Annotated in this window: 19 protein-coding genes and 1 pseudogene; 8 read left to right on the forward strand and 12 right to left on the reverse strand. The window is 72.2% G+C overall.

All coding sequences use genetic code 11. The features are described 5' to 3' along the window. Positions 1–37: 37 nt before the first annotated feature. From AB0A90_RS10505 to AB0A90_RS10530, 6 genes and pseudogenes are all read right to left on the reverse strand, one after another. Positions 38–982: a beta-ketoacyl-ACP synthase III gene (locus tag AB0A90_RS10505; RefSeq protein ID WP_357244847.1), complete on the reverse strand. Its 945-nt coding sequence runs from the start codon at positions 980–982 to the stop codon at positions 38–40. Positions 983–996: 14 nt separating this feature from the next. Next, a pseudogene (locus AB0A90_RS10510) lies at positions 997–1,905 on the reverse strand (ACP S-malonyltransferase); the annotation flags it as partial. Between the two features lie 78 nt (positions 1,906–1,983). Next, positions 1,984–3,285, reverse strand: a complete 1,302-nt coding sequence (locus tag AB0A90_RS10515; RefSeq protein WP_357244849.1) for a helix-turn-helix domain-containing protein — start codon at positions 3,283–3,285, stop codon at positions 1,984–1,986. An 11-nt stretch (positions 3,286–3,296) separates the two neighbouring features. Next, complete coding sequence (locus AB0A90_RS10520; RefSeq protein WP_357244851.1) at positions 3,297–4,100, reverse strand: septum formation family protein; 804 nt, start codon at positions 4,098–4,100, stop codon at positions 3,297–3,299. A 136-nt stretch (positions 4,101–4,236) separates the two neighbouring features. After that, positions 4,237–4,920 carry a response regulator transcription factor gene (locus AB0A90_RS10525; protein ID WP_357244853.1) on the reverse strand — a complete coding sequence of 228 codons (684 nt, stop codon included), beginning with the start codon at positions 4,918–4,920 and terminating at the stop codon, positions 4,237–4,239. Next, positions 4,917–6,122: a histidine kinase gene (locus tag AB0A90_RS10530; protein ID WP_357244855.1), complete on the reverse strand. Its 1,206-nt coding sequence runs from the start codon at positions 6,120–6,122 to the stop codon at positions 4,917–4,919. Before AB0A90_RS10530 ends, AB0A90_RS10525 begins: the two co-directional genes overlap by 4 nt. A 120-nt stretch (positions 6,123–6,242) precedes the next feature. Between AB0A90_RS10530 and AB0A90_RS10535 the strand changes: the two genes are divergently transcribed. Further along, complete coding sequence (locus AB0A90_RS10535; RefSeq protein WP_357244857.1) at positions 6,243–6,785, forward strand: phosphoribosyltransferase family protein; 543 nt, start codon at positions 6,243–6,245, stop codon at positions 6,783–6,785. Positions 6,786–6,998: 213 nt separating this feature from the next. Beyond that, positions 6,999–7,319 (forward strand): hypothetical protein, encoded by a 321-nt coding sequence (locus AB0A90_RS10540; RefSeq protein ID WP_357244859.1) that lies wholly within the window; start codon positions 6,999–7,001, stop codon positions 7,317–7,319. A 33-nt stretch (positions 7,320–7,352) separates the two neighbouring features. Here the strand turns inward: AB0A90_RS10540 and AB0A90_RS10545 are convergent, their stop codons facing one another. Further along, positions 7,353–8,003: a hypothetical protein gene (locus AB0A90_RS10545; RefSeq protein WP_357244861.1), complete on the reverse strand. Its 651-nt coding sequence runs from the start codon at positions 8,001–8,003 to the stop codon at positions 7,353–7,355. A gap of 241 nt (positions 8,004–8,244) precedes the next feature. Between AB0A90_RS10545 and AB0A90_RS10550 the strand changes: the two genes are divergently transcribed. Further along, complete coding sequence (locus tag AB0A90_RS10550; RefSeq protein ID WP_357244863.1) at positions 8,245–8,859, forward strand: copper resistance CopC family protein; 615 nt, start codon at positions 8,245–8,247, stop codon at positions 8,857–8,859. Positions 8,860–8,889: 30 nt separating this feature from the next. Here AB0A90_RS10550 and gltX read toward each other — a convergent pair whose 3' ends face one another. Genes gltX through AB0A90_RS10565 form a run of 3 tightly spaced genes read right to left on the reverse strand, consistent with a single transcriptional unit; the run spans position 8,890 to position 12,973 of the window. Continuing rightward, the gene (gltX, locus tag AB0A90_RS10555; RefSeq protein WP_357244864.1) at positions 8,890–10,299 is read right to left on the reverse strand and encodes a glutamate--tRNA ligase; all 1,410 of its coding nucleotides are present in this window, start codon (positions 10,297–10,299) and stop codon (positions 8,890–8,892) included. A gap of 50 nt (positions 10,300–10,349) precedes the next feature. Next, positions 10,350–11,627, reverse strand: coding sequence for an MFS transporter (locus AB0A90_RS10560; protein ID WP_357244866.1), 1,278 nt, complete (start codon positions 11,625–11,627; stop codon positions 10,350–10,352). Continuing rightward, positions 11,624–12,973, reverse strand: a complete 1,350-nt coding sequence (locus AB0A90_RS10565) for a GH1 family beta-glucosidase (protein ID WP_357244868.1) — start codon at positions 12,971–12,973, stop codon at positions 11,624–11,626. Before AB0A90_RS10565 ends, AB0A90_RS10560 begins: the two co-directional genes overlap by 4 nt. A 188-nt stretch (positions 12,974–13,161) precedes the next feature. On the opposite strand from AB0A90_RS10565, the gene AB0A90_RS10570 reads away from it, so the two are divergent. Continuing rightward, a complete protein-coding gene (locus AB0A90_RS10570; RefSeq protein WP_088988232.1) occupies positions 13,162–13,608 on the forward strand; it encodes an SRPBCC domain-containing protein in 447 nt (148 codons plus the stop codon). Positions 13,609–13,887: 279 nt separating this feature from the next. On the opposite strand, the gene aceE is transcribed toward AB0A90_RS10570, so the two are convergent. Further along, a complete protein-coding gene (gene aceE, locus AB0A90_RS10575) occupies positions 13,888–16,626 on the reverse strand; it encodes a pyruvate dehydrogenase (acetyl-transferring), homodimeric type (protein WP_357244870.1) in 2,739 nt (912 codons plus the stop codon). A 172-nt stretch (positions 16,627–16,798) separates the two neighbouring features. Between aceE and AB0A90_RS10580 the strand changes: the two genes are divergently transcribed. Together AB0A90_RS10580 and AB0A90_RS10585 are read left to right on the forward strand one after the other, a co-directional pair. After that, positions 16,799–17,185 carry a hypothetical protein gene (locus AB0A90_RS10580; RefSeq protein WP_357244872.1) on the forward strand — a complete coding sequence of 129 codons (387 nt, stop codon included), beginning with the start codon at positions 16,799–16,801 and terminating at the stop codon, positions 17,183–17,185. Between the two features lie 26 nt (positions 17,186–17,211). Next, on the forward strand, positions 17,212–17,616 hold the full coding sequence (locus AB0A90_RS10585) for a YjbQ family protein (protein WP_357244874.1): 405 nt from the start codon (positions 17,212–17,214) through the stop codon (positions 17,614–17,616). A 144-nt stretch (positions 17,617–17,760) separates the two neighbouring features. On the opposite strand, the gene AB0A90_RS10590 is transcribed toward AB0A90_RS10585, so the two are convergent. Next, positions 17,761–19,407, reverse strand: coding sequence for an alkaline phosphatase D family protein (locus AB0A90_RS10590; protein ID WP_357244876.1), 1,647 nt, complete (start codon positions 19,405–19,407; stop codon positions 17,761–17,763). Between the two features lie 227 nt (positions 19,408–19,634). On the opposite strand from AB0A90_RS10590, the gene AB0A90_RS10595 reads away from it, so the two are divergent. Together AB0A90_RS10595 and AB0A90_RS10600 are read left to right on the forward strand one after the other, a co-directional pair. Further along, positions 19,635–20,039: a MarR family winged helix-turn-helix transcriptional regulator gene (locus tag AB0A90_RS10595; RefSeq protein WP_357245195.1), complete on the forward strand. Its 405-nt coding sequence runs from the start codon at positions 19,635–19,637 to the stop codon at positions 20,037–20,039. A 51-nt stretch (positions 20,040–20,090) separates the two neighbouring features. Continuing rightward, entirely contained in the window at positions 20,091–22,583 is a 2,493-nt protein-coding gene (locus AB0A90_RS10600; protein WP_357244878.1) for a thiamine pyrophosphate-dependent enzyme, read from the forward strand. The last annotated feature ends 64 nt before the right edge of the window (positions 22,584–22,647 follow it).

Here is a 22,647-nt window from a genome sequence, read left to right on the forward strand (position 1 = left end):
CCGCCACTCCTCGACGCGTACGCGTCGAAGGGGGTCTTCAGGGGCAGCGGACGACCTGACCGGCGTAGGTCAGGCCGCCGCCGAAGCCGAACAGCAGCACCGGTGCGCCCGAGGGCACCTCCCGGCGCTCGACCAGCTTGGACAGGGCCAGCGGCACGCTCGCGGCGGAGGTGTTGCCGGACTCGACGATGTCCTTCGCGATGATCGCGTTGGGGATGTTGAGGCGCTTGGCGATGCCGTCGATGATCCGGGAGTTGGCCTGGTGCGGCACGAACGCGGCCAGCTCCGACGGGTCGACCCCGGCCCGCTCGCAGGCCTGCAGGGCGAGCGGCGCCAGCTCGGTGGTGGCCCAGCGGAACACCGCCTGTCCCTCCTGCTGGACGTACGGGCGCCAGCCCTCGATGCGGACCGCGTCGCTCTTCTCCGGCACCGAACCCCAGACCACCGGCCCGATCCCGGACGGCTCGTCGTCGGCGGTGGCCGTGACCACCGCCGCACCGGCGCCGTCGGCGAAGATGATGCAGGTGGAACGGTCGGTCCAGTCGGTGAAGTCGGACAGCTTCTCCGCCCCGATGACGATCGCGTTGCGCGACGCGCCGGCCCGGATGGCGTGGTCGACGGTGCCCAGCGCGTACGCGAAGCCCGAGCAGGCGGTGTTCAGGTCGTACGCGCCCGGGGCGGTGATGCCCAGCTTGGCGGCGACCCGGCAGGCCACGTTGGGGCTGCGGTCGATCGACGTGCAGGTGGCGACCACGACCAGGTCGATGTCGGCGGCGCTCAGACCCGAGTTGGCCAGCGCCTTGCCGGCGGCGGCGGCGGCCATGTCGGCCACCGTCTCGGTGTCGGCGATCCGCCGGCTGACGATGCCGACGCGGTCGCGGATCCACTCGTCGTTGGTGTCGACGAGCTGGGCGATGTCGTCGTTGGTCACCACCCGGGACGGCTGGTAGTGCCCCATCGAGACGATGCGACTGCCAGTCATGAACGACCTCCGATGCGGGCGATCAGGTCCCGTGCGGCCGGCAGGTCGTCCGGGGTGTTCAGGGTGACGATCTCCGGCGCGCCCTCGCCCTTGAGGTCTCGCTTGACCAGCCCGGCGAGAGTGCCGGCCGGTGGTAGTTCGATCACGCCGGTGACCCCGAGGTCGGCCAGCGTACGCATGCACAGATCCCAGCGCACCGGCGCGGTGACCTGGCGGACCAGGCGCCGCACCAGCTCGGGGCCGTTGTCGACGGCGGTGCCGTCGAGGTTCGACAGCAGGATCCGGACCGGGTCGGCGGGGGTGATCTCGGCGGCGACGGCGGCGAGCGCGGTCTCCGCCGGGGCCATGTACGGGGTGTGGAACGCGCCGGCCACCTTGAGTCGGATGACCCGGGCACGGGCGGGCGGCTCGGCGGCGAGCTTGTCGAGCCCGTCCAGCGCGCCCGCGGCGACGGTCTGCCCGGCGCCGTTGCGGTTGGCCGGGTACAGCCCGTGCGTCGTGATCGCGGTGAGCACCTCGTCCGGGTCGCCGCCCAGCACGGCGGCCATGCCGGTCGGCTCCAGCGCGCAGGCGGCGGCCATCTCCCGGCCGCGTACGCCGGCGAGGGTGATCGCGGCTTCCGGGGTCAGCACGCCGGCGACGGCGGCGGCACCCAACTCGCCGACGCTGTGCCCGGCGGTGAGTCCGACGCCGTCCAGGGGCAGGTGTTCGGCCGCGAGCAACGCCGCCGCGACCAGCAGCGGCTGGGTGCGGGCGGTGTCCATGATCTCGTCCGCGTCGGCGGCGGTGCCCAGGTGCACCAGATCGACCCCGGCCAACGCCGACCACTCGCGCAGCCGCGCCTCGGTGCCGGTCAGGTCGAGCCAGGGGGTCAGGAAGCCGGGTTTCTGAGAACCCTGGCCGGGACTAAGTACGGCGAGCACGCCTAAGACTCTCCCGGATTCGCGCGGGTAACGCTGTGCCGCCTTCGACCAAACCGCACTAGAACCTTTGGAGGTTTCCTACAAAAATCGGCGAGGATCATCCTCGTTTTGTGCCGTTTTCCGGTTGGCCGGGGTCATTGTCTGGGTCGGTCCGGTCGAGGAGAGCGGGACGACCGGGTCCAACCGCCCCACGGTCAGCGCGACCTGAAGCGCGAACGCGTCCCGGGGCGACAGCGGCGAGAAGCCGGTCACCTCGGCGATCCGCCGCAGCCGGTAACGCACCGTGTTCGGATGGACGAACAACGCGCGGGCGGCGCTCTCCAGCGTGCCACCGGCGGCCAGGAAGGCGTCGAGCGTCGCCAGCAACTCGCCGCCGGCGCGCACCAGCGTCGCGTACACGTCGTGGCGCAACCGTCGACGAGCCTCCGCGTCGCCGGCCAGGGCCCGCTCCGGCAGCAGATCCGCGGCCGGCACCGGGCGGGGAGCACCGGGCCAGGCCGGCGCGGCCCGGAAACCGGACAACGCGGCCCGCGCCGACTCGGTCGCCTCGTCCAGACTCGGTACGGCCGGACCGACCACCACCGGCCCGTCGCCGAACGCGCCGAGGAGTTTGGCGGTGGCGGTCAACGGGTCCGCCGCCCCGCCCAACACGATGACCAACCGGTCGCCGTGCACCCCGCCGATCACCTCCACACCGATCCGGCGGGCCTGCCGATAGACCACGTGCAGCACCGCGGAGACCTCCCCACCGGGGGAGCGACCGACCGCCACCGCCACCGGCGGCGCGTCCGCCCAGCCGAGCGCGGCGGCCCGACTGGCCAGCACATCGGGTGAGTCACCGCGCAACAGCGCGTCGACGAGCAGGGCCTGCAACCGGGCGTCCCACGCACCACGCGACTCGGCCGCCCGCGCGTACACCCGGGCGGCGGCGAACGCGATCTCCCGGGAGAAGCGCAGCACCGCTTCGCGTAGCTGCTGCTCCTCACCCTCGGCGGCCAGGTGCGACACCTGCTCCTCGACCACGTCGATGGTCACCTTGATCAACGCGACGGTCTGCTGGAGGGTGATCGACCGGGCCAGCGCCTGCGGGGCGGCGGCGAAGACCTCGTCCGAGACCTCCTGGGTGCTGTCCGCCGTGCCACCACCCTCGCTCAACCACTGCACCAGCGACCGGGCGCCCGCCTGGGCCACCAGCATCACCCAGGAGCGCTGGTCGGCCGGGAGCGCCCGGAACCACGGCAGCGTCTCGTCCATCCGGGCCACGCTGGAGGTGGCCAACGCCCCCGCCGAACGCTCGATCCGGCGCAGCGTGGCCGCCAGCTCTCCACCCCCCGGCGTACTCACCGCCCTAGCCTGACACGTCGTGAGCAGGCCATCCACGTCGGCACCGGTCAGCGGGTCGCCGGGAGCACGCGTCGACCGGCGCCCTTCACCGAAGTGTTGAGCACTCGGCCGGGGCTGTGCAGGAAACACCAGGCGCCGGCGCCCGCCTGCCACTCGGGCTCGGTCGTCGGGAAGAGCGCCGCCACCTCGAACCGGTCGCCCAGGTCCCGCTCCGGCAGCCCGACGTGTTGCGCGATCCGTGACCGGCAACCCGCCTCCATGACCTCGTCGGTGACCTCGCCGGCCTCCGGACCGGGCCGCCAGAGGCCGGCGAACTCGGTGGCGTGCGGCCCGGTGCAGTCGGTTGGCGGCAGGTTGACGCCGCTGGCGGTCTCCTCCGGTTCGGTGAAGCAGCTCAGCCGCAGCGGCGAGTCACCGGTCAGGGCGCCGGCCAGGGTGTTGGCCCGGGGATTCGGAAACCACCGGTCCACCGCATGCATCTCCAGCAGGTCGCAGCGGTACCACCGCTCACCCGCATCCCAACGGGCCGCCGACGGGGTCAGCACCCGCATCGCCAGCCGTGACTCGCGCCACTCGCCGCCCAGGAACAGGGCAGCCTCGGCGTCGCAGGACTTGTACGCCCGCCCGATGCCCTCGCTGTCGGCGGGCGGTGGCTTCGACGCGTCGGCGTCCGCGCCACCGAACAGGCCGGCCAGAAAGGTCTCCGTCTCGTGCTTCGACGAGCAGGGGATCGGCGTGTACGCCTCCGGGCTGCGCTCGTCGGAGGCGGTGGCATGGCACACCCCGGCCTCGGGCATGAGGAACGAGGATGGTTCCTCGGCGAGGATGGCGTCGCAACCGCCCGCGCCCATGATCAACACCGTCAGGGCCGTCGTCCCCCACCACCGTCGCACGGTTTCCCCATTCTCAGCGGCCGACATCGACGTCGGTGGCGCGCAGCGTACGGCAGGCAGGCGGTCCGTCGGCGTCCGGAGTGGACGCGGGGACTCACGGTTGCGGGGGAGCGGGCAACCCCAGCTCCTGGGCCAGGATCGCGGCCTGTACCCGGCTGCGCAGCCCCAGTTTCGCCAGGATCCGGCTCACGTGCGTCTTGGTGGTGCTCTCCGCCAGCACCAGCCGGTCGGCGATCTGCTGGTTGGACAGGCCCAGGCCGAGGCAGGCCAACACGTCGCGTTCCCGCGGGGTGAGGGTGCCCAGCGCGGCCCGGGTGTCCGCCGACGCGCCCGGTGCGGTGGCCGCGAAGGCGGCGATCAACCGGCGGGTCACGGCAGGGGCGATGAATCCGTCGCCGCTCGCCACCGTCCGCACCGCGGCCACCAGGCCCTCGGCGTCGGTGTCCTTGAGCAGGAACCCGGCCGCGCCGGCGCGCAGCGCGCCGAAGACGTACTCGTCGAGGTCGAAGGTGGTGAGCACCAGCACGTCGGCGAGTAGTTCGGTGACGATCGCCCGGGTCGCGGAGATCCCGTCCCGGCGGGGCATGCGAACGTCCAGCACGGCCACGTCCGGGCGCAACTCCCGGCACAGCCGGACCGCCTCGTCGCCGTCGGCCGCCTCGCCGACCACCGTCAGGCCGGCGGCGGCGCCCAGGATCAGGGCCAGGCCGGCGCGTACCGCCGGCTGGTCGTCGGCAAGCACCACCCGCACCGTCGCGTCGTCCGCCGGCCCGGTCACCCGACCTCCCCGGTGGGCAGGGCGGCCCGGACCTGCCAGCGCCCGTCCTGCGGCCCGGCGGTGAACCGCCCGGCCAGCAGCGTGGCCCGCTCCCGCATCCCTATCAGCCCGGCTCCGGCGCCCGGCAACCCGGCGCCGGGTGCGCGCACCGGATTCTCCACCGTCACCACCACCTCCGACGGCCGGTACGCGATGGTCAGCTCCGCCTCACCCGTGCCGTGCTTGAGCGCGTTGGTCAGCGACTCCTGCACGATCCGGTACGCGGCGAGGTCCACCCCCACCGGCAGCGGGCCGGGGGTGCCGTCGGTGCGCACCCGCACGGCGAGGCCGGCGGCCTGGATCCGCTCGACCAACCCGTCCGCCTCGGCGAGCCGCGCGGTGACCACCTCCGGCAGCGCCGGGCCGTCGCCCGTCGGAGCCGGCCCGCGACCGGTCGCCGGCTCGCGCAGCAGCTCGATCATCTGACGCATCTCCGCCAGGCCCTGCACGCTGCTCTCCCGGATCACCCGCAACGCCGAGGAGATCTGACCGCGGTCCAGGCCGGGTACGGACAGCACGGCGGTGGCGTGGATGGCGACCGCGCTGAGGTGGTTGGCGACGACGTCGTGCAGCTCCCGGGCCATCCGGGCACGTTCGGCGCTGACCGCCTGCTGGCGGTCCAGCTCGGCCAGCCGGGCGGTCTGCTCGGCCCGCGCCCGTTCGGCGGCGGCCTGGTCGCGGTACTGACGCACGCTGATCCCGGTCAGGACCGGCAGTAGTCCGGCGAGCACCACCAGCACCCCGATGGTGACGCCGCGCCAGTTGTCGAGGGAGATTACGCCGACGACGGCACCGACGAGGCTCAGTCCGATGGTCACCCGCAGCAGCCACCGCCACAGCCGGGGCGGGCCGTACACGCAGGCGTCGTAGAGCACCTGCGTGTAGACCAGGATCGTGCCCAGCGAGTTGCCGAGCGCGGTGTCCACCGCCAGCGCCCCGGTGCCCACGGCCAGGCTGGCGCGTGGGGCCACCCGACGCATGCCCACGGCGGCGCACATCACCAGCAGCGGCGGCAGGAACAGCGCCGAGGGCACGCCCGTGTTCGGACGGACCTGCGGCTGCCAACCCAGGGCGTAGAGGACCAGGCCGCCGGCCAGCGACGCGGCGGCGAGCGCGAGGTCGCGGCCGAGGGTGCCGGAGCCGAGCCACGGTGGCGGTCGCATGCCCACGATCCCACCACAGCCGCCGACGCTTCGACACCGCCCGGAGAAGGAGCCCGACGGCACCGACATGCGCCGAAAGGGGTACGCGCGGCGATGCCCGACAGCGCGAGAATGATCAACATGACTGATCGGGAGAACCTGGCCGCCCTGGCCCGCGAGATCGACGCGACCTGCCGACTGACCGGCACGTTCGTGCTCCGCTCCGGGCGGACCGCCGACGAGTACTTCGACAAGTACCGCTTCGAGGCCGATCCCCGCCTGCTGGACCGGGTGGCCGCCCACCTCGCGCACCTGGTCCCGACGGGCACCGAGGTGCTGGCCGGATTGGAGATGGGGGGTATCCCGGTGGTGACCGCGCTCGGCCGGCACACCGGGCTGCCGTGCGCGTTCGTCCGCAAGAGCGCCAAGCCGTACGGGACGGCCCGGCTGGCCGAGGGGGCGGACCTGACCGGGCGGCAGGTGCTGGTGGTCGAGGACGTCGTCACCTCCGGCGGACAGGTGGTCATCTCCACCGGCCAACTCCGCGACCTGGGTGCCCGGGTGGAACACGCACTCTGCGTGATCGACCGCGCCGAGGGTGGGGCCGAGGCGCTCGCCGGTCACGGCGTGGCGCTGCGGGCGCTCCTGCGCCGGGCGGATCTGGAGGCGCACCGCGTCGGCTGAGCGCCCGCCCGGACCGGGTTGCGGCCGCCGCGTGAACGGCACGAAAAGAAGCTGTGAACTGCGCGACCAGGTTCCGCGCTCGCCGTCGTCTGCGTGAGCTGGCCGGTGCCGACCCCAGGTACGCTGCGCGCGGCCCGTCGGTCCCGGCCAGTACGGTGACAGGGGCACGTCGGGGGAGCACCCGCGGGTGAGGCGAGCGTGAGGAGACCGGGAATGGCGCACGGGGAGGCCGAGCACGGCTGCGCCCAGGGCGAGTCCTGCCGGCCGGGGCACCACGACCCGCAGGTGAGTGGCAAGCACCGTCGGCCGACCGCCGGCGCGCCTTCGCACCCGGTCGAGCCGTTTGCCGACGACGAGTCCACCCTCCCGCGTCAGCGCTCCGCCGAGCCGCCCGCCCGGAGCGAGCCCGACGCGGACGTCCCCGCTGGTTGCCTCAGCGACCTTGCCGGCTGGGCCGGGGCCCATCGGCACGGTCCGGTCCGGCCGCGCCGACGCGCCACCCGCCGGGAGCGGCCACCGCGCCGCTGGTGCTGAGCCCCTCGGCGCCTCGGCGACGGCGGCCCGGAGCTAACGGGTACGACGGCGGATCAGCAGGGCGATCCCGGCGAGGCCGACCGTGATCGTCAACATCACTCCGACGTTGAGCAGTAGCAGGCGCTGCAGATCGCCGAGCGCGTCGTCGAGGTCCTTCGCCGGGTCGAGCGTGTCCTCCGGGAGCACCCGCTCGCCACCGCCCGCGCCGCCACTGACCGTGTCGAACTGCCGCTCCAGCGGCACACCGGCGGTGCGCAGGGTCTCGGACATGCTGAGCCGACCCAGGAACCAGCCAGCACTGATCTTGCGGGCGTCCGGCTGCTTCGCCGGTCGGTAGACCCGCGGGCCGCCGACCGCCTTGGGATAGAGGTCGTACGTCTGCTGCGCCGTCTCACCGGCGAACACCACGACCGTGTACTTCGGACCGAGGTCGGCCGGCTTCGGCCCGGTCCGCATGCCGGTCTGCCCGAGGAAGTTGACCTGGTCGATGACCGCGCCGACGTGTGCGGGCTGCGTGTCCGCGCGCAGGCGCAGCGGCGCGTCGAGGCCCACACCGGTGATGTCCACCCCGGCTGGTGCCGGGTTCGGCGCCGCCGAGGCCGGACCGGCGGTGCCGAACGACAGCAGCGCCGTCGCCAGCGCGCCCACCACCACGGTGGCCAACCGCCTCATGTGTCGGACCATCCCGCCTCCTCGCCCCGTTCGATGGATGGCTTCGGTGTGACGCCTGGAGCGGTCTGTCGATGCGACGCCGACCAGGAGGGTCGGTCCTACACCTACAGACTCCGCAAAACGTCGATGAGTTGCAGCTTGTGGAACAGTAATTGGAACTATCTGCGATCTCTGCTCGACTAATGAGGAGCCGTTTGATCAGCGGGCGGATCGTACCCTTACGGAGGGGTTCATGGGGGGCAGGGTTACACGTATGGCACGGGTCGTGCCAGTGGTGCTCGGCGTGGCGTTCGGTGTGTCGTTTTTGGTGCCGGCCGCTCCGGCCGCCGCGCACAACTCGCTGACCGGCAGCGATCCGCGCGACGGTGCCCGAGTGGCGACGGCGCCCGCCCGGATCGAGCTGCGGTTCCTCGCCACGCCCGCACCGGCTACGACGAAGATCACAATAACGGGACCGGACAATGTGGTCGCTGGCGGCCCGCCCGTCTTCGCCGGCAAGCGGGTGCGAGTGCCGTTCACGCCGGCGGCCGCGGGGCTCTACGTCGTCGGCTACCAGCTCGCGTCCAGCGACGGGCACCCGGTGAAGGGCGAGGTGCGGTTCACCCTCACCACCGGGGCCTCAGCCAGCCCGTCCGCCCTGCCGGCGGCGGACGGTGGCACCGCCGTGCCGCCGGGTGCCACGGTCGGCTCACCGTCGGGCGGACCGGCCTCGGCAACGCAGGGCGTCATCCCGACGGTGGTCGCGCCGCTGTACAAGGAGCGCGACAACTCCGCCGCACGCCTGTGGTTCGGGGCGCTCGGCGCGCTGGTGCTGCTCGCAGCGCTGGTGAGCGGTCTTCTGATCCGCCGCCGGGCCACCCGCCGCTGAGCGCGGTGGCCGACCCGGCCAGCCGCACGGTCAGACCAGTCGGAGTCGGGCGGCGCGCATCCGGGTCAGGGTGCGCTCGCGACCGAGCACCTCCAGCGACTCGAACAGCGGCAGGCCCACGGTGCGGCCGGTGACCGCGACGCGTACCGGTGCCTGGGTCTTGCCGAGCTTGAGGCCACGCTCGGCGCCGACCGCCTCCAGCGTCGACTTCAGGGCCTCGGCGTCCCACGGCTCCAGCGCCTCGAACGCCGCGATGGCGGCGTCCAGCAGTTCGGCCGAGCCGTCCTTCATCGTCTTGGCCCAGGCGGCCTCGTCGATCAGCGGGGAGGCGAGGAAGAGGAAGTCGACGTTCGGCACGATCTCGCTGAGTAGCGCGAGCCGGGTCTGGGCCAGCGGGGCGACGGCGGCGAACGCGTCGGCGTCGAACTCCTCGGGCTGCCACGGCGGCGGCGCGATGGTCCCGGTGCCGGTCAGCCACGGCTGGCAGGCGTCGATGAAGTCGGGCACGGGCAGCGCGCGAATGTACTCGCCGTTGAACGCGCGCAGCTTCTTCTCGTCGAAGAACGCGGGGGAGGGGTTGACCTCCTCCAGCCGGAACTCGTCCTCGATGACCGACCAGGGGACGATCTCCCGGTCGCCGGACGGTGCCCAGCCGAGCAGCATCAGGTAGTTGCGCATCGCGCCGGCGAGGTAGCCCTCGTCGCGGTACGCCTCCAGGGCGACCTTGTCCCGGCGCTTGGAGAGCTTCTGCCGCTTCTCGTTGACCACCACCGGCACGTGCGCCCAGATCGGCGGCTTGACCCCGAGGGCGTCCCAGAGCAACTGCTGCTTGGGCGTGTTGGGCAGGTGCTCCTCGGCCCGGATCACGTGGGTGATCCCCATGGTCATGTCGTCGACGACGTTGGCCAGCAGGAAGACCGGCGAGCCGTCGCCGCGGGCGATGACGAAGTCCTCGATGAGCTTGTTCTCGAAGGTGGGCTCACCGCGGATCAGGTCGACCACCACTGTCGTGCCCTCGTCGGGCGTCCGGAAGCGCAGTGCGTGCCCCGGACCCGGGCCGAGGCCACGGTCGCGGTGGTAGCCGTCGTAGCCCTGGTACTGGGAGCCGGTGCGGGCCTGCACGTCCTCGCGGGTGCAGTCGCAGTAGTAGGCGCGGCCCGAGTCGTAGAGACGAGCGGCGGCGGCCCGGTGCTCGCCGGCGTTCTCCGACTGGAAGTACGGACCCTCGTAGCTGCCCCGGGAGATGCCGATCCAGTCCAGCGCGGAGAGGATGCCCTCGGTCCACTCGGGCTTGTTGCGCGCCGCGTCCGTGTCCTCGACGCGCAGCACGAACACCCCGCCCTGCTGCTTGGCGTAGATCCAGTTCTGCAGCGCCGAGCGGGCACCGCCGACGTGGAACATACCGGTCGGGGAGGGGGCGAAGCGCACACGTACCGTCACGTCCCCCAGCCTACGGCGGCCCGCGACCGCATTCCGCCAGGGGCCTCGACTCACGGCACCGAGCGGATCTTCACCACCAGGGCGCTGCCGACCAGGGTGACCACGGCGGTGACCGCGTAGAGCGTGGGGTAACCGCCCAGGTACACCACGAGCGGGGCGGACAGGGCTGGGCCGAGCACCTGCGGCGCCGAGTTCGCGATGTTGATGACGCCCAGGTCCTTGGCCCGGTCGGTGGCCCGGGGCAGCACCTGGGTGATCAACGCGGCGTCCACCGCGAGGTAGACGCCGTAGCCGGCGCCGAGCAGCAGCGCGGCGACGATCGCCATCGGCCAGACCGGCGCGACCGCGAGCAGCAGCGCCGCCACCGCCATGATCAGCCCGGACACGATGACGTAGATCTTGCGGCGCCCGGAGCGGTCCGAGAGCCGGCCGGCGACCACCGCGGTCAGCATCATGCCGAGCGTGTAGAGCAGGATCAGCACCAGCAGCCCACCCTCGGGGTCGGGGTGGCGCACCCCGTCGGTGAGGAAGTACAGCAGGTAGAGGGTGCCCAACGCGTTGCCGAGCTGGACCAGGAACCGGGTGATCCAGGCCCAGGCGAAGTCCGGGTGTCGACGCGGGCTGATCCACATCGAGGCCAGCAGTGCCCGCGTGCGCACCACGGGCCGATGCGCACGCGGCAGCGGTTCGTCGGGGGTGAACAGCGCGAACGGCAGCGACAGCACCAGAATGGCCGCCGCGATGGCCAGGTAGCCGGCCGCGTTGCCGGTGACCACGGCCGTGACCAGCACCGCGCCGAGCACCAGCCCGAGCGCCTGCGGGATGCCCACCCAACCCGAGACGCCGCCGCGTTGCGTGACCGGCACCCGATCCGGGATGGCCGCGCTGAGGCTGGCCAGCATCGCGTTGAAGCAGACCTGCGCCGCCACCCAGCCGAGGGCCACCCCGAGGATGGTCCGCTGCTGGGCCAGCAGCACCAGGGCCACCGCGCCGAGCAGCGCCCCGCCCGCGGTCCAGACGTGCCGGCGGCCGAACTCCCGGCCGGCGATCCGCAGGCAGGTCCGGTCGGAGTACGCCCCCGCGAGGGGGTTGGCGAGCACCGCGGCCAGGGCGCCGAGGCCGGTGACCACCGCCAGCATGTTCTCCTTGTCGCCGGGCGCGATCTGCTCGATCTGTTGCGGCAGCAGCACCTGGATGGGCGTGAAGAACGCCATCCACACCCCGAGGTTGGCCGCGAAGATCAGACCGATCCAGCCGCGCCGGACCGGCACGGTCGGCTCGGCGAGCGCGGCCGGCAGCGACGCCGGCGTCGGGTCGAGGGTGGTCACCGCGCCGACCCGTCCCTGGAGGCCGCGATCACGTCCCGCAACCAGGTGTACGACGACTTCGGCGTACGCGTCTGGGTGGCGTAGTCGACGTGCACCAGACCGAAGCGCTTGGTGAACCCCTCGGCCCACTCCCAGTTGTCCAGCAGCGACCAGACGAAGTACCCGCGGACGTCCACCCCGTCGTCGATGGCGGCCCGGACCGCCCGCAGGTGCCCGTCCAGGTACGCGATCCGCTCCGGATCGGCCACCTGCCCGTCGGCGTCGGGTGCGTCGTCGTACGCGCAGCCGCCCTCGGTGATCTCGATGGGCGGCAGGTCGTCGCCGTAGGTGTCGCGGAGCCAGCCGAGCAGCTCGCGCAGGCCGTCGGGGGCCACCGGCCAGTCGAAGGCGGTCCGTGGATAGCCGTCCAGCGGCACCAGGTCGAACGGCAGCGGCGAACCCTCCTCGGCGGCCCGTACGCCGGTGGGGTTGTAGTAGTTGACCCCGAGCACGTCGATCGGCGCGGCGATGGTGTCCAGGTCGCCGGGGCGCACGACGCTCGGGTCGAGGCCGGGCAGCTCCGGATAGCCGCGGCCGAGCAGCGGGTCGGTGAAGAGCCGGTTGTGCAGCGCCTCGTACGCCGCCCCGGCGGCCCGGTCGGCGTCGCGGTCGCCGAGCACCCGCACCGGCGAGTAGTTGTTGGCGATCGCCACCGGGCTGCTGGTGTGGGTGCGCAGCGCGGCGACCGCGAGCCCGTGCCCGAGCAGTTGGTGGTGGGCGGTCGGAAAGGCGTCGAAGAGCAGCGCCCGGCCGGGGGCGTGCTCGCCCATGCCGTACCCGAGGCTCATGTGGATGAACGGCTCGTTCAGGGTGATCCAGAGCCGGACCCGGTCGCCGAGTCGGGCGGCGGTCAGGTCGGCGTACTCGGCGAACCGGGCGGCGGTGTCGCGGTGCAGCCAGCCGCCGGCCTCTTCGAGTGGTTGCGGCAGGTCCCAGTGGTAGAGGGTCGCCACCGGGTCGACGCCGGCGGCCAGCAACTCGTCCACCAGTCGGTCGTAGAAGTCCAGGCCGGCCGGGTTGGTCGGGCCGGTGCCGGTGGGCCGCACCCGGGGCCAGGCGATGGAGAACCGGTACGCGCCGACGCCCAGGCCGGACATCAGCGCGACGTCCTCGGCGTACCGGTGGTAGTGGTCGCAGGCGACCTCGCCGCTGCTGCCGTCGCTGATCCGTCCGGGGGAGTGGGCGAACGTGTCCCAGATGGACGCTCCGCGACCGTCGGCCGTGGCGGCGCCCTCGATCTGGTGGGCCGAGGTGGATACGCCCCAACGGAAGCCGGCGGGGAACCCCGGCATCGGTGCGGTCGACATGCGCCCTCCCGGTCAACGTGAAACGTGCTCGGGACTTTAGGGCGCTCTCCATCAATGCGCCATAGGCCGGGTTGGCGCAATCCGCAATGGTTGATCGGCGTGTCTTTTTCCGAACCCGTCCAGGTAAGTCCGATTTAGCGCATAGAGTGCCGATATCGTGTGATGTCCTCACCGGAGGAAAGACGGAAATGATCCTCGTTGAACGCAGTGCGCACGTGGCGGCGCCAATTGAAGTGGTCTGGGATGTCGTCCAGCGGGCCGAGCAGTTGCCGGCCTGGCTGGCGGGCGTCCGCGCGGCCGAGGTGCTCTCGGGAGAGGGCTTCGGCCGGCGACAACTGGTCCAGGCAGGGCGCGGCTCGGCGCACGAGGCCGAGGTGATCGCCTACCAGGAGCCGACGCTGATCGGCTGGCGGGAACGGGCCAAGGGCGCGGGCTCTCGGGCGGAGGCGCGCACCGAGATCTACGTCCAGCTCACCACCGACGAGGAGGAGGGCGGGACCATCGTGCGGCTCATCGTGGTCCGCTGGCCGGCCGGCCCGGTCAAGGCCGCCCTGCTGCGCCTCGGACTGCGTCGGGTCGGCGCCGACCTGGAGGACTCGCTGGCCCGGCTCACCGACCTGGCCGCCGTCGGCTGACGAGCGCCCATCCTCCCGGCGTCACCCGCGACGGCGGTGGTCCGGATCCCCGCCAGGGACCCCGGACCGCCGCCGCTTCCGGCTCCCGACCCCGCCGGCCGCGCGGTCGCGCCCACCCCTGCTCGGGTCGATCATGGAGTCGTGGTGCCCGGTGCGAGGTGTCTTGACTGCTTCGTCCCCCACCACAACTCCATGATCGACCCGAGCGGGGGGGGGGGGGGTGTGATCGAACAGAAGGGCCCGGCGCGCAAGCGCCGGGCCCTTCTCGATGGTGCTGGATCAGCTGTCGCCGCCGGTCTCGCCGACCGGGGCGGCGTTGACGTCGTCGATCGCGTACTTCTTGGCGGCCTCGGCCGGCACGCTGGCCGCCACCGCACCGCTGCGGGCAAGCTGCCGCAGCGTGGCCACCACGATGGACTCCGCGTCGACGTGGAAGTGCCGGCGCAGCGCGTGCCGGGTGTCCGACATGCCGAAGCCGTCGGTGCCGAGCGACGTGTAGTCGCCGGGCACCCAGCGGGCGATCAGGTCCGGCACCGCCCGCATCCAGTCGCTGACCGCGACCTTCGGCCCGTCCGCGTCGGCGAGCTTCCGCGCGATGTACGGCACCTTCGCCTCGGCGCCCGGGTTGAGGAGGTTGTACTCCTCGGTCTCCACCGCGTCGCGACGCAGCTCCGTCCAGGAGGTCACCGACCAGACGTCGGCGGCCACCCCCCAGTCCTGGGCGAGCAACTGCTGGGCCTTGAGCGCCCACTGCATGCCGGTGCCGGAGGCGAGCACGTTGGCCTTCGGGCCGTCGACCTCCGGTGCCGGGGAGTAGCGGTAGATGCCCTTGAGCAGGCCTTCCACGTCCACCCCGGCCGGCTCGGCCGGCTGCAAAATCGGCTCGTTGTAGACCGTCAGGTAGTAGAAGACGTTCTCCTGCGCGTCCCCGTACATCCGGTGCAGGCCGTGCTCCATGATGTGCGCGATCTCGAACGAGAACGCCGGGTCGTACGCGACCACGGCCGGGTTGGTGGCCGCGATCAGCAGCGAGTGCCCGTCCTCGTGCTGGAGGCCCTCACCGTTGAGCGTGGTCCGACCGGCGGTGGCGCCGAGCAGGAAGCCCCGCGCCATCTGGTCGGCTGCCGCCCAGAGCCCGTCGGCGGTCCGCTGGAACCCGAACATCGAGTAGAAGATGTACATCGGGATCATCGGCTCGTCGTGCGTGGCGTACGCCGAACCCGCGGCGGTGAACGAGGCGACCGAGCCGGCCTCGTTGATCCCCTCGTGCAGGATCTGCCCGGTGGTCGACTCCTTGTACGACAGGAACAGCTCCCGGTCGACCGAGGTGTAGCGCTGGCCGTGCGGCGAGTAGATCTTCGCGGTGGGGAAGATCGAGTCGAGACCGAAGGTACGGGCCTCGTCCGGGATAATCGGCACCCAGCGCTTGCCGAACTCCTTGTCCTTCATGATGTCCTTGAGCAGGCGGACGAAGGCCATCGTCGTGGCCACCTTCTGCTTGCCCGAGCCGCGCTTGACGTCGGCGAACCGCTCCGGACCGGGGATGGTCAGCCGCTTGGTGCTGGTCCGCCGGGACGGCAGGTAGCCGCCGAGCTGCTCGCGCCGCTCCTTCAGGTACTGGATCTCCTCGGACTTCTCACCCGGGTTGTAGTACGGCGGAAGGTAGGGGTTGTCCTCCAGCGCCTTGTCCGGGATGTCCAGGTAGAGCCGGTCGCGGAAGGTCTTCAGGTCCTCCAGCGTCAGCTTCTTCATCTGGTGGGTCGCGTTGCGGCCCTCGAAGTGCGAGCCGAGCGTCCAGCCCTTGATCGTCTTCGCCAGGATGACGGTGGGCTGACCGGTGTGCTCGGTGGCCGCCTTGTAGGCCGCGTAGAGCTTGCGGTAGTCGTGCCCACCCCGCTTGAGGTTCCAGATCTCGTCGTCGCTGAGCGGGTCGACCATCTTGCGGGTCCGCGCGTCGCGGCCGAAGAAGTGCTCCCGCACGTACGCGCCCGACTCCGCCTTGTAGGTCTGGTAGTCGCCGTCGGTCGTGGTGTTCATGAGGTTGACGAGCGCGCCGTCGGTGTCCGCGGCGAGCAGCGGGTCCCACTCCCGGCCCCAGACGACCTTGATGACGTTCCAGCCGGCACCCCGGAAGAACGACTCCAGCTCCTGCATGACCTTGCCGTTGCCCCGGACCGGGCCGTCCAGCCGCTGGAGGTTGCAGTTGATCACGAAGGTGAGGTTGTCCAGCTCCTCGCGGGCGGCCACGCCGATGGCGCCCAGCGTCTCCGGCTCGTCCATCTCGCCGTCGCCGAGGAACGCCCACACGTGCTGCTGCGAGGTGTCCTTGATGCCGCGGTGCTGCAGGTAGCGGTTGAACCGGGCCTGGTAGATCGCGTTCAGACCGCCGAGACCCATCGAGACGGTGGGGAACTCCCAGAAGTCCGGCATCAGCCGCGGGTGCGGGTACGACGGCAGCCCACCGCCGGGGTGCGACAACTCCTGGCGGAACCCGTCGAGCTGGTGCTCGCTGAGCCGCCCCTCCAGGAACGCCCGCGCGTACATGCCGGGGGAGGCATGGCCCTGGTAGAAGATGTGGTCGCCGCCGCCCGGGTGGTTCTTGCCCCGGAAGAAGTGGTTGAAGCCCACCTCGTAGAGCGACGCCGAGCTGGCGAAGGTCGAGATGTGCCCGCCGACGCCGATCTCCGGGCGCTGCGCCCGGTGTACCAGCATCGCGGCGTTCCACCGGACGTACGCCCGGATCCGCCGCTCGACGTGCTCGTCACCCGGGAACCACGGTTCGCGTTCCGACGGGATGGTGTTGATGTAGTCGGTGGTGGTCAGGGGCGGAACCCCGACCTGGCGCTCACGGGCCCGCTCCAGCAAGCGCAGCATGACGTAGCGGGCGCGCTTGGCACCGCGTTCGTCGATGACACCGTCAAGCGACTCGACCCATTCGCTTGTCTCTTCAGGGTCGATGTCCGGAAGCTGGCTCGGTAGGCCGTCGCTGATCACCGGGCGCTTGCGTTCCGTAGCCACAGGCGTTCCCTCGGTTGTGTGTGGGATAGGTCTCTAGCGCCATCCTGCCCTCTCGTGGCACCCCTCGTCACGCCTAGGTCCCCCGGACGCGATGCTGAACACAGGTACCCGCCGGTAACTTAGCGCTACGAAGTGCCCTCGACCCCTTGTCTGGGCCTTTTATCGTGACGCCATGAACGGGCGACGAGTGGCTGCGGGCGGTGCGCTTCTGGCGGTCGGGACCCTCGCGGCGATCCCCGGAACATGGGTGCTGGCGTCGGGGGACCCCGCCGTACTCCCGGTCGTGATCTTCGGTCTGGCCGCCGTGGTGTTCGGCGCGGTCCAGGCGCGCCGCGGCCTGCGGGCCCCGGCCCCCGCGAGGACGCGGCCGGTGCCGGGTCAGCGCCGCGGGCACGAGGACACCTACACCCCACATACCTACTACGGGAGCGGCTCGAGCGACTACGGGAGCGGCACCGGCGCTGAGGGCTGGTCCGACGGCGGTGGCTGGTCCGGAGGCGGTGGCGGTTCCGGTGGTGGCGGTGGCGGCGACTCGGGTGGCGGTGGCGGCGGATCCTGACTCGTGCCTGCGGCAGAATGCGACGTATGCGCAGCGACGTCATCACCGTCCAGACCGGGTCACGGCCGACCGTCCGGGACATCACCGCAGAGGCCCAGCAGTTCGTCTCCGGCGAGGACGACGGCCTGTTGCACGTCTTCGTGCCGCACGCCACCGCCGGTCTGGCGATCATCGAGACCGGGTCGGGCTCCGACGACGACCTGCTGAGCGCGCTGGACGACCTGCTGCCCACGACGGATCGTTGGCGGCACCGGCACGGATCGCCCGGCCACGGCCGCGACCACGTGCTGCCGGCGCTCGTCCCCCCGTACGCCACGCTGCCGGTGCTCGGCGGCCGGCTCGCGCTCGGCACCTGGCAGTCGATCTGTCTCGTCGACACCAACGGCGACAACCCGACCCGCCAGGTCCGCTTCTCGTTCCTCCCCGGCTGATCGCCGTCCTGGGCCTCGACCCGTGCCGCCGCTCCGTGTCGGCGCTCAGCTCAAGATCCGCGCAACATCTCCGAAACTGCTGCCTCAGCCTGTGCCGAGGCAGCAGTTTCCCCGATGTTGCGCGGATCTTGCGGCGTCGGGCGGTTAGGGGCGGACGGTTTCCTGATCGACGGTCTGCTGGCCGGGGTCCGCGGACGGCGCGGCGCTGCGAACCGCCGACGGGACCGGGTTGTCCGCCGTCTGGTGCAGGCCGGGCACGCGGTCCTCGATCACGAACGAGGCCCGGGTGTACGCGGGCGCGCCCGGTCGGCTGACGTACGGCAGCACGTCGAAGTCGGCGGTGAGCTGTCCCGGGGTGATCGTGGTGCGCACGTATCCCCGCAGGTTGTTCTGGAAGCGCAGGTGCGGGTTGAACGCGAACCACGGGTGCGAGCCGGACGCCGAGTCCGCGCCGTCACCCGTCGAGGTGATCGAGGAGCAGACCAGCTCGGTACCGACGGTGCGCGAGGTCGGATCGGCGTAGTCCAGCTTGAGGTCGCTGGCCCAGTGCGCGTGCACGTCGCCGGTCAGCACCACCGGGTTGCGTACCCCGGCGGCCAACCAACCCCGGGTGATGCGGTCCCGGGAGGCGACGTAGCCGTCCCAGGAGTCCATGCTGGTGACGGTGAGCGGACCGGAGTTGTTGTCCCGTTGAGCGAAGAAGACCTGCTGGCCCAGGATGTCCCACTGGGCGTCCGAGCGACGGAAGCCGTCCAGCAGCCACGCCTCCTGCTCGGCCCCGGTGATCGACCGGGACGGGTCGGCTGCCGCCGCGCAGTCCCGATAGCCGTCGCCGCAGGCCTGGTCGTCGCGGTACTGCCGGGTGTCGAGCAGGTGGAACGTGGCGAGCCGCCCCCAGCGCACCCGCCGGTAGAGCTGCATGTCGATGCCGCGGGGGATCGAGGTGCGCCGCAGCGGCATGTTCTCGTAGTACGCCTGGAACGCCGCCGCCCGCCGCGCGGGAAACTCCGGGTCCGGCGCCTCGGGCACCTCGTCGGCCCAGTTGTTCTCCACCTCGTGGTCGTCGAACACCACCGCCCACGGCGCCACCGCGTGCGCGGCCTGCAGGTCGGCGTCGGTCTTGTACTGGGCGTGCCGCTGCCGGTAGTTGGCCAGCGTCCGGGTCTCCGGTCCCTCGTGGTCACGCGGGTTGCCACCGGGGACGTTGTACGTGTCCGGGGCGTACTCGTACTGGTAGTCGCCCAGGTGCAGGATCAGCTCCGGCTCGGTCTCGGCCAGCCGCCGGTAGGCGGTGAAGTAACCGTGCTCGTACTGGGAGCAGGAGGCGAAGCCCATCGCCAGGGCGGCCGGCATGCTCCATGGTGCCGGGGCGGTGCGGGTACGTCCGGTCGGCGAGACGTGGCGCTCGGCCCGGAACCGGTAGAAGTACTCGCGCCCGGGCAGCAGGCCGGCCAACTCCACGTGCACGCTGTGCGCCGAGCGGGTGCGGGCGACGGCGACGCCGCGGCGCACCACATGCCGGAACCGCTCGTCGACGGCCAACTCCCAGTGGACCGGCACGGCGCGGTCCGGCATGCCGCCGAGGCCGTCCTCGGCCAGTGGCTGCGGGGCCAGGCGGGTCCACAACACGAATCCGTCGTGGTCGGGGTCGCCGGAGGCCACACCGAGGGTGAACGGGTAGGCCAGCGGCCGGGCCGCCGCCGCGCCGGCCGCCGCCGGCAGCCCGGTGACCGCGCCTGCGGCGCCGATTGCGGCGCCGGACAGCAGGATGGTACGTCGGGACAGTGACACGAATCCTCCCCAGAGTCCGATCTGCGTGACACCGGGAGCCTGGCGAGCCCCGGTGGCCGACAGATGACAGTCAGTGGCCCGGCTCGTCGCCGGCAGTCGAACACCGACGACCGCTGTCGATTCGTCCTGGGCGCACTGCGTACGATGTGGCCGTGACGCAGGAGGTGGGTTCCGCAGCAGGTGGACCGGTGGATCGGGCTGATCTCGCCGCCGACGTGCTGCGCCGGATGGCCCACGTGAGCGACGCTCTGCGTCACCGGCAGGGCTCCGCGTTCGCCGAACTGGGGCTCACGCCGGCGGCGGCCCGGGCGTTGCGCGAACTGGACCCGGACCACCCGCTGCCCGCCCGTGATCTCGCCGGTCGACTGGGCTGCGACAGGTCGAACGTGACGATGCTGGTCGACAAGCTGGAGCAGGCCGGGTTGGTCGAGCGCCGCACCGACCCCGGGGACCGTCGGCAGAAGACGTTGGTGGTGACCGAGAGGGGACGCATCGAACGGGACCGGGTGACCGAGGTGATGTCCGACTCCCGACTCCTGTCCGGGCTGACCGACCGGGAGCTGAGCACCCTTCGTGACCTGGTCCGGAAGGTGTCCTCCGGTGACCGTCTGGAGCCCTGCGGGCCGGAGTGAGTCGACACGCGCCGACCGTGTCCCACTGGGCGACCAGGGCCCTCGTCGGTAATGCTGTCCCACGTGACAACCCCGCAAGATCTCGACGACCGGTTCCGGGAGACCCTGGCGGCTCTGCCCGCCGCGGGGCGGCGGCGTGATCCCGCCGACCCGGTCAGCGACGATGCCCCACTGACCGGCGCGCAGGTGCTGGACCTGTTCGACGCGCAGGTGACCAGCCGGCAGCTCGACCTGGCCGGCCGTTGGCTGCGCAGCTTCGGGGAGGGTTTCTACACCATCGGCTCGGCCGGGCACGAGGGCAACGCCGCGGTCGCCGCCGCGCTGCGCCCCACCGATCCGGCGCTGCTGCACTACCGCTCCGGCGCCTTCTACTGCGTCCGCGCCGCGCAGGTCGCCGCCGACTCGGCATCGACCGCCGACCCGAAGCCGCCCGACGCCGAGCCGCCCGACGCCGAGCCGACGGACTCCGAGCCGCCCGACTCCGAGCTGACCCACGCCGAGCGGAGCAACTCCGAGCCGACCGACTCCGAGCCGACCGACGCCCAGCCCATCGGGTCCGAGTCGCCCACCGGCGGGTTCGCGCCGTACGTGGACGCGGCCCGGGACGTGCTGCGCGGGATGGTCGCCTCCAGTCAGGAACCGGTCGCCGGCGGCCGGCACAAGGTGTTCGGCCGGGCCGATCTGGCCATCGTGCCGACCACCTCCACCATCGCCTCGCACCTGCCCCGCGCGGTCGGGATGGGGCTGGCCGTGCAGCGGCTGCGCCGGCTGGACAACGCCGGGCGACGTACCGGGGTCGGCAGTGGCGCGGTCCCAGCGGCCGCCCCGTGGCCCCCGGACGCGATCGTGGTGTGTTCCTTCGGCGACGCCTCGGTCAACCACGCCAGTGCCACCGCGGCGTTCAACACCGCCGGGTGGTACGACCACGCCAAGCTGCGTATCCCGGTGCTCTTCGTCTGCGAGGACAACGGGCTGGGCATCAGCGTCCGTTCACCGGAGGGCTGGGTCGAGGCCACCCTGCGGGCCAGGCCGGGCATCCGCTACTTCAGCGCGGACGGGGCCGACCCGGTGCAGACGTACGCGGTGGCGGCGGAGGCCGCGGCCTGGGTACGCCGTACCCGGCGGCCGGCCGTGCTGCACCTGCGGACGGTACGGCTGATGGGACACGCCGGCGCGGACGCGGAGTCGGCGTACCGGAGCGCGGCCGAACTGGCCGAGGACCTGGACCGGGACCCGGTGGTCGCCACCGCGCGGCTGCTCGTACACGCCGGCGTGGCCACCGGCGAGGAGTTGCTGGCCCGGTACGACGAGACCGGCTGGCAGGTACGGCGGCTGGCCGAGGAGGTGCTGGGCGAGCCGAAGTTGGCCTCCGCGGCCGACGTGGTGTCGGCGCTGGCGCCCCGCCGTCCGGTGCGGGTGGCGCGGGCGGTGGGCGACGCCGCGGCGCGGGCCAGCGGACCGGGCGCCGGTGCGCGGGCCGAGGCGTTCGGGGGCAAACCGCCGGAGCTGGCCGGGCCGATGACCCTGGCGCAGAGCATCAACGCGGCACTCGCCGACGGGATGCTCGACCACCCGCAGATGGCAATCTTCGGCGAGGACGTGGCGGCCAAGGGCGGCGTGTACGGGGTGACGAAGGGGCTGCGTGACCGTTTCGGGGCGGCCCGGGTCTTCGACACGTTGCTCGACGAGACGTCGGTCCTCGGGTTGGGCCTCGGCGCCGGGTTGGCCGGGATGCTGCCGGTGCCGGAGATCCAGTACCTGGCGTACCTGCACAACGCGGAGGACCAACTGCGCGGCGAGGCGGCCACCATGCAGTTCTTCTCGCGGGGTGCGTTCCGCAACCCGATGGTGGTCCGGGTGGCCGGGCTGGCGTACCAGGAGGGGTTCGGCGGGCACTTCCACAACGACAACTCGGTGGCCGTACTCCGGGATGTGCCCGGTCTGGTGGTCGCGGTGCCGGCGCGGCCGGACGACGCGGCACCGATGCTACGGACCTGCCTGGCCAGCGCGGCGGTGGATGGCAGCGTCTGCGTGTTCGTGGAGCCGATAGCGCTCTACCACACGCGCGACCTGTACGCCGAGGGCGACGGGGAGTGGCTGGCCGGCTATCCGGAGCCGGGCGCGTGGGTGTCCGGGCACGTGCCGATCGGCCGGGCCCGGGTCTACCGGGTCGGCTCGGCCGACGACCTGACCATCATCACCTTCGGTAACGGGGTGCGGATGTCGCTGCGGGCCGCGGCGGTCCTCGCCGAGGAGGGGGTGGGCACCCGGGTGGTGGATCTGCGCTGGCTGGCGCCGCTGCCGGTGGCCGACATCATCCGGGAGTCGTCGGCGACCGGCCGGGTGCTGGTGGTGGACGAGACGCGCCGATCCGGCGGGGTGGGCGAGGGGGTCATCGCCGCCCTGGTCGACGCGGGATATGTCGGTGCCGCACGTCGGGTGGCCGGAGTTGACTCGTTTGTACCATTAGGTCCGGCAGCGCGTCACGTACTGGTCTCCGCGGAAGCCATTACCGACGGTGCCCGTACGCTGCTGGCACGGTAAATTCCGTTCCACCCGGTGCGCCACTTGCGCGCGGACCAACAACTGTGTGGACTTTGCCTGACGG

Source organism: Micromonospora sp. NPDC049204, from assembly GCF_040647935.1.
In the GTDB taxonomy this organism is placed as follows: Bacteria; Actinomycetota; Actinomycetes; order Mycobacteriales; family Micromonosporaceae; genus Micromonospora.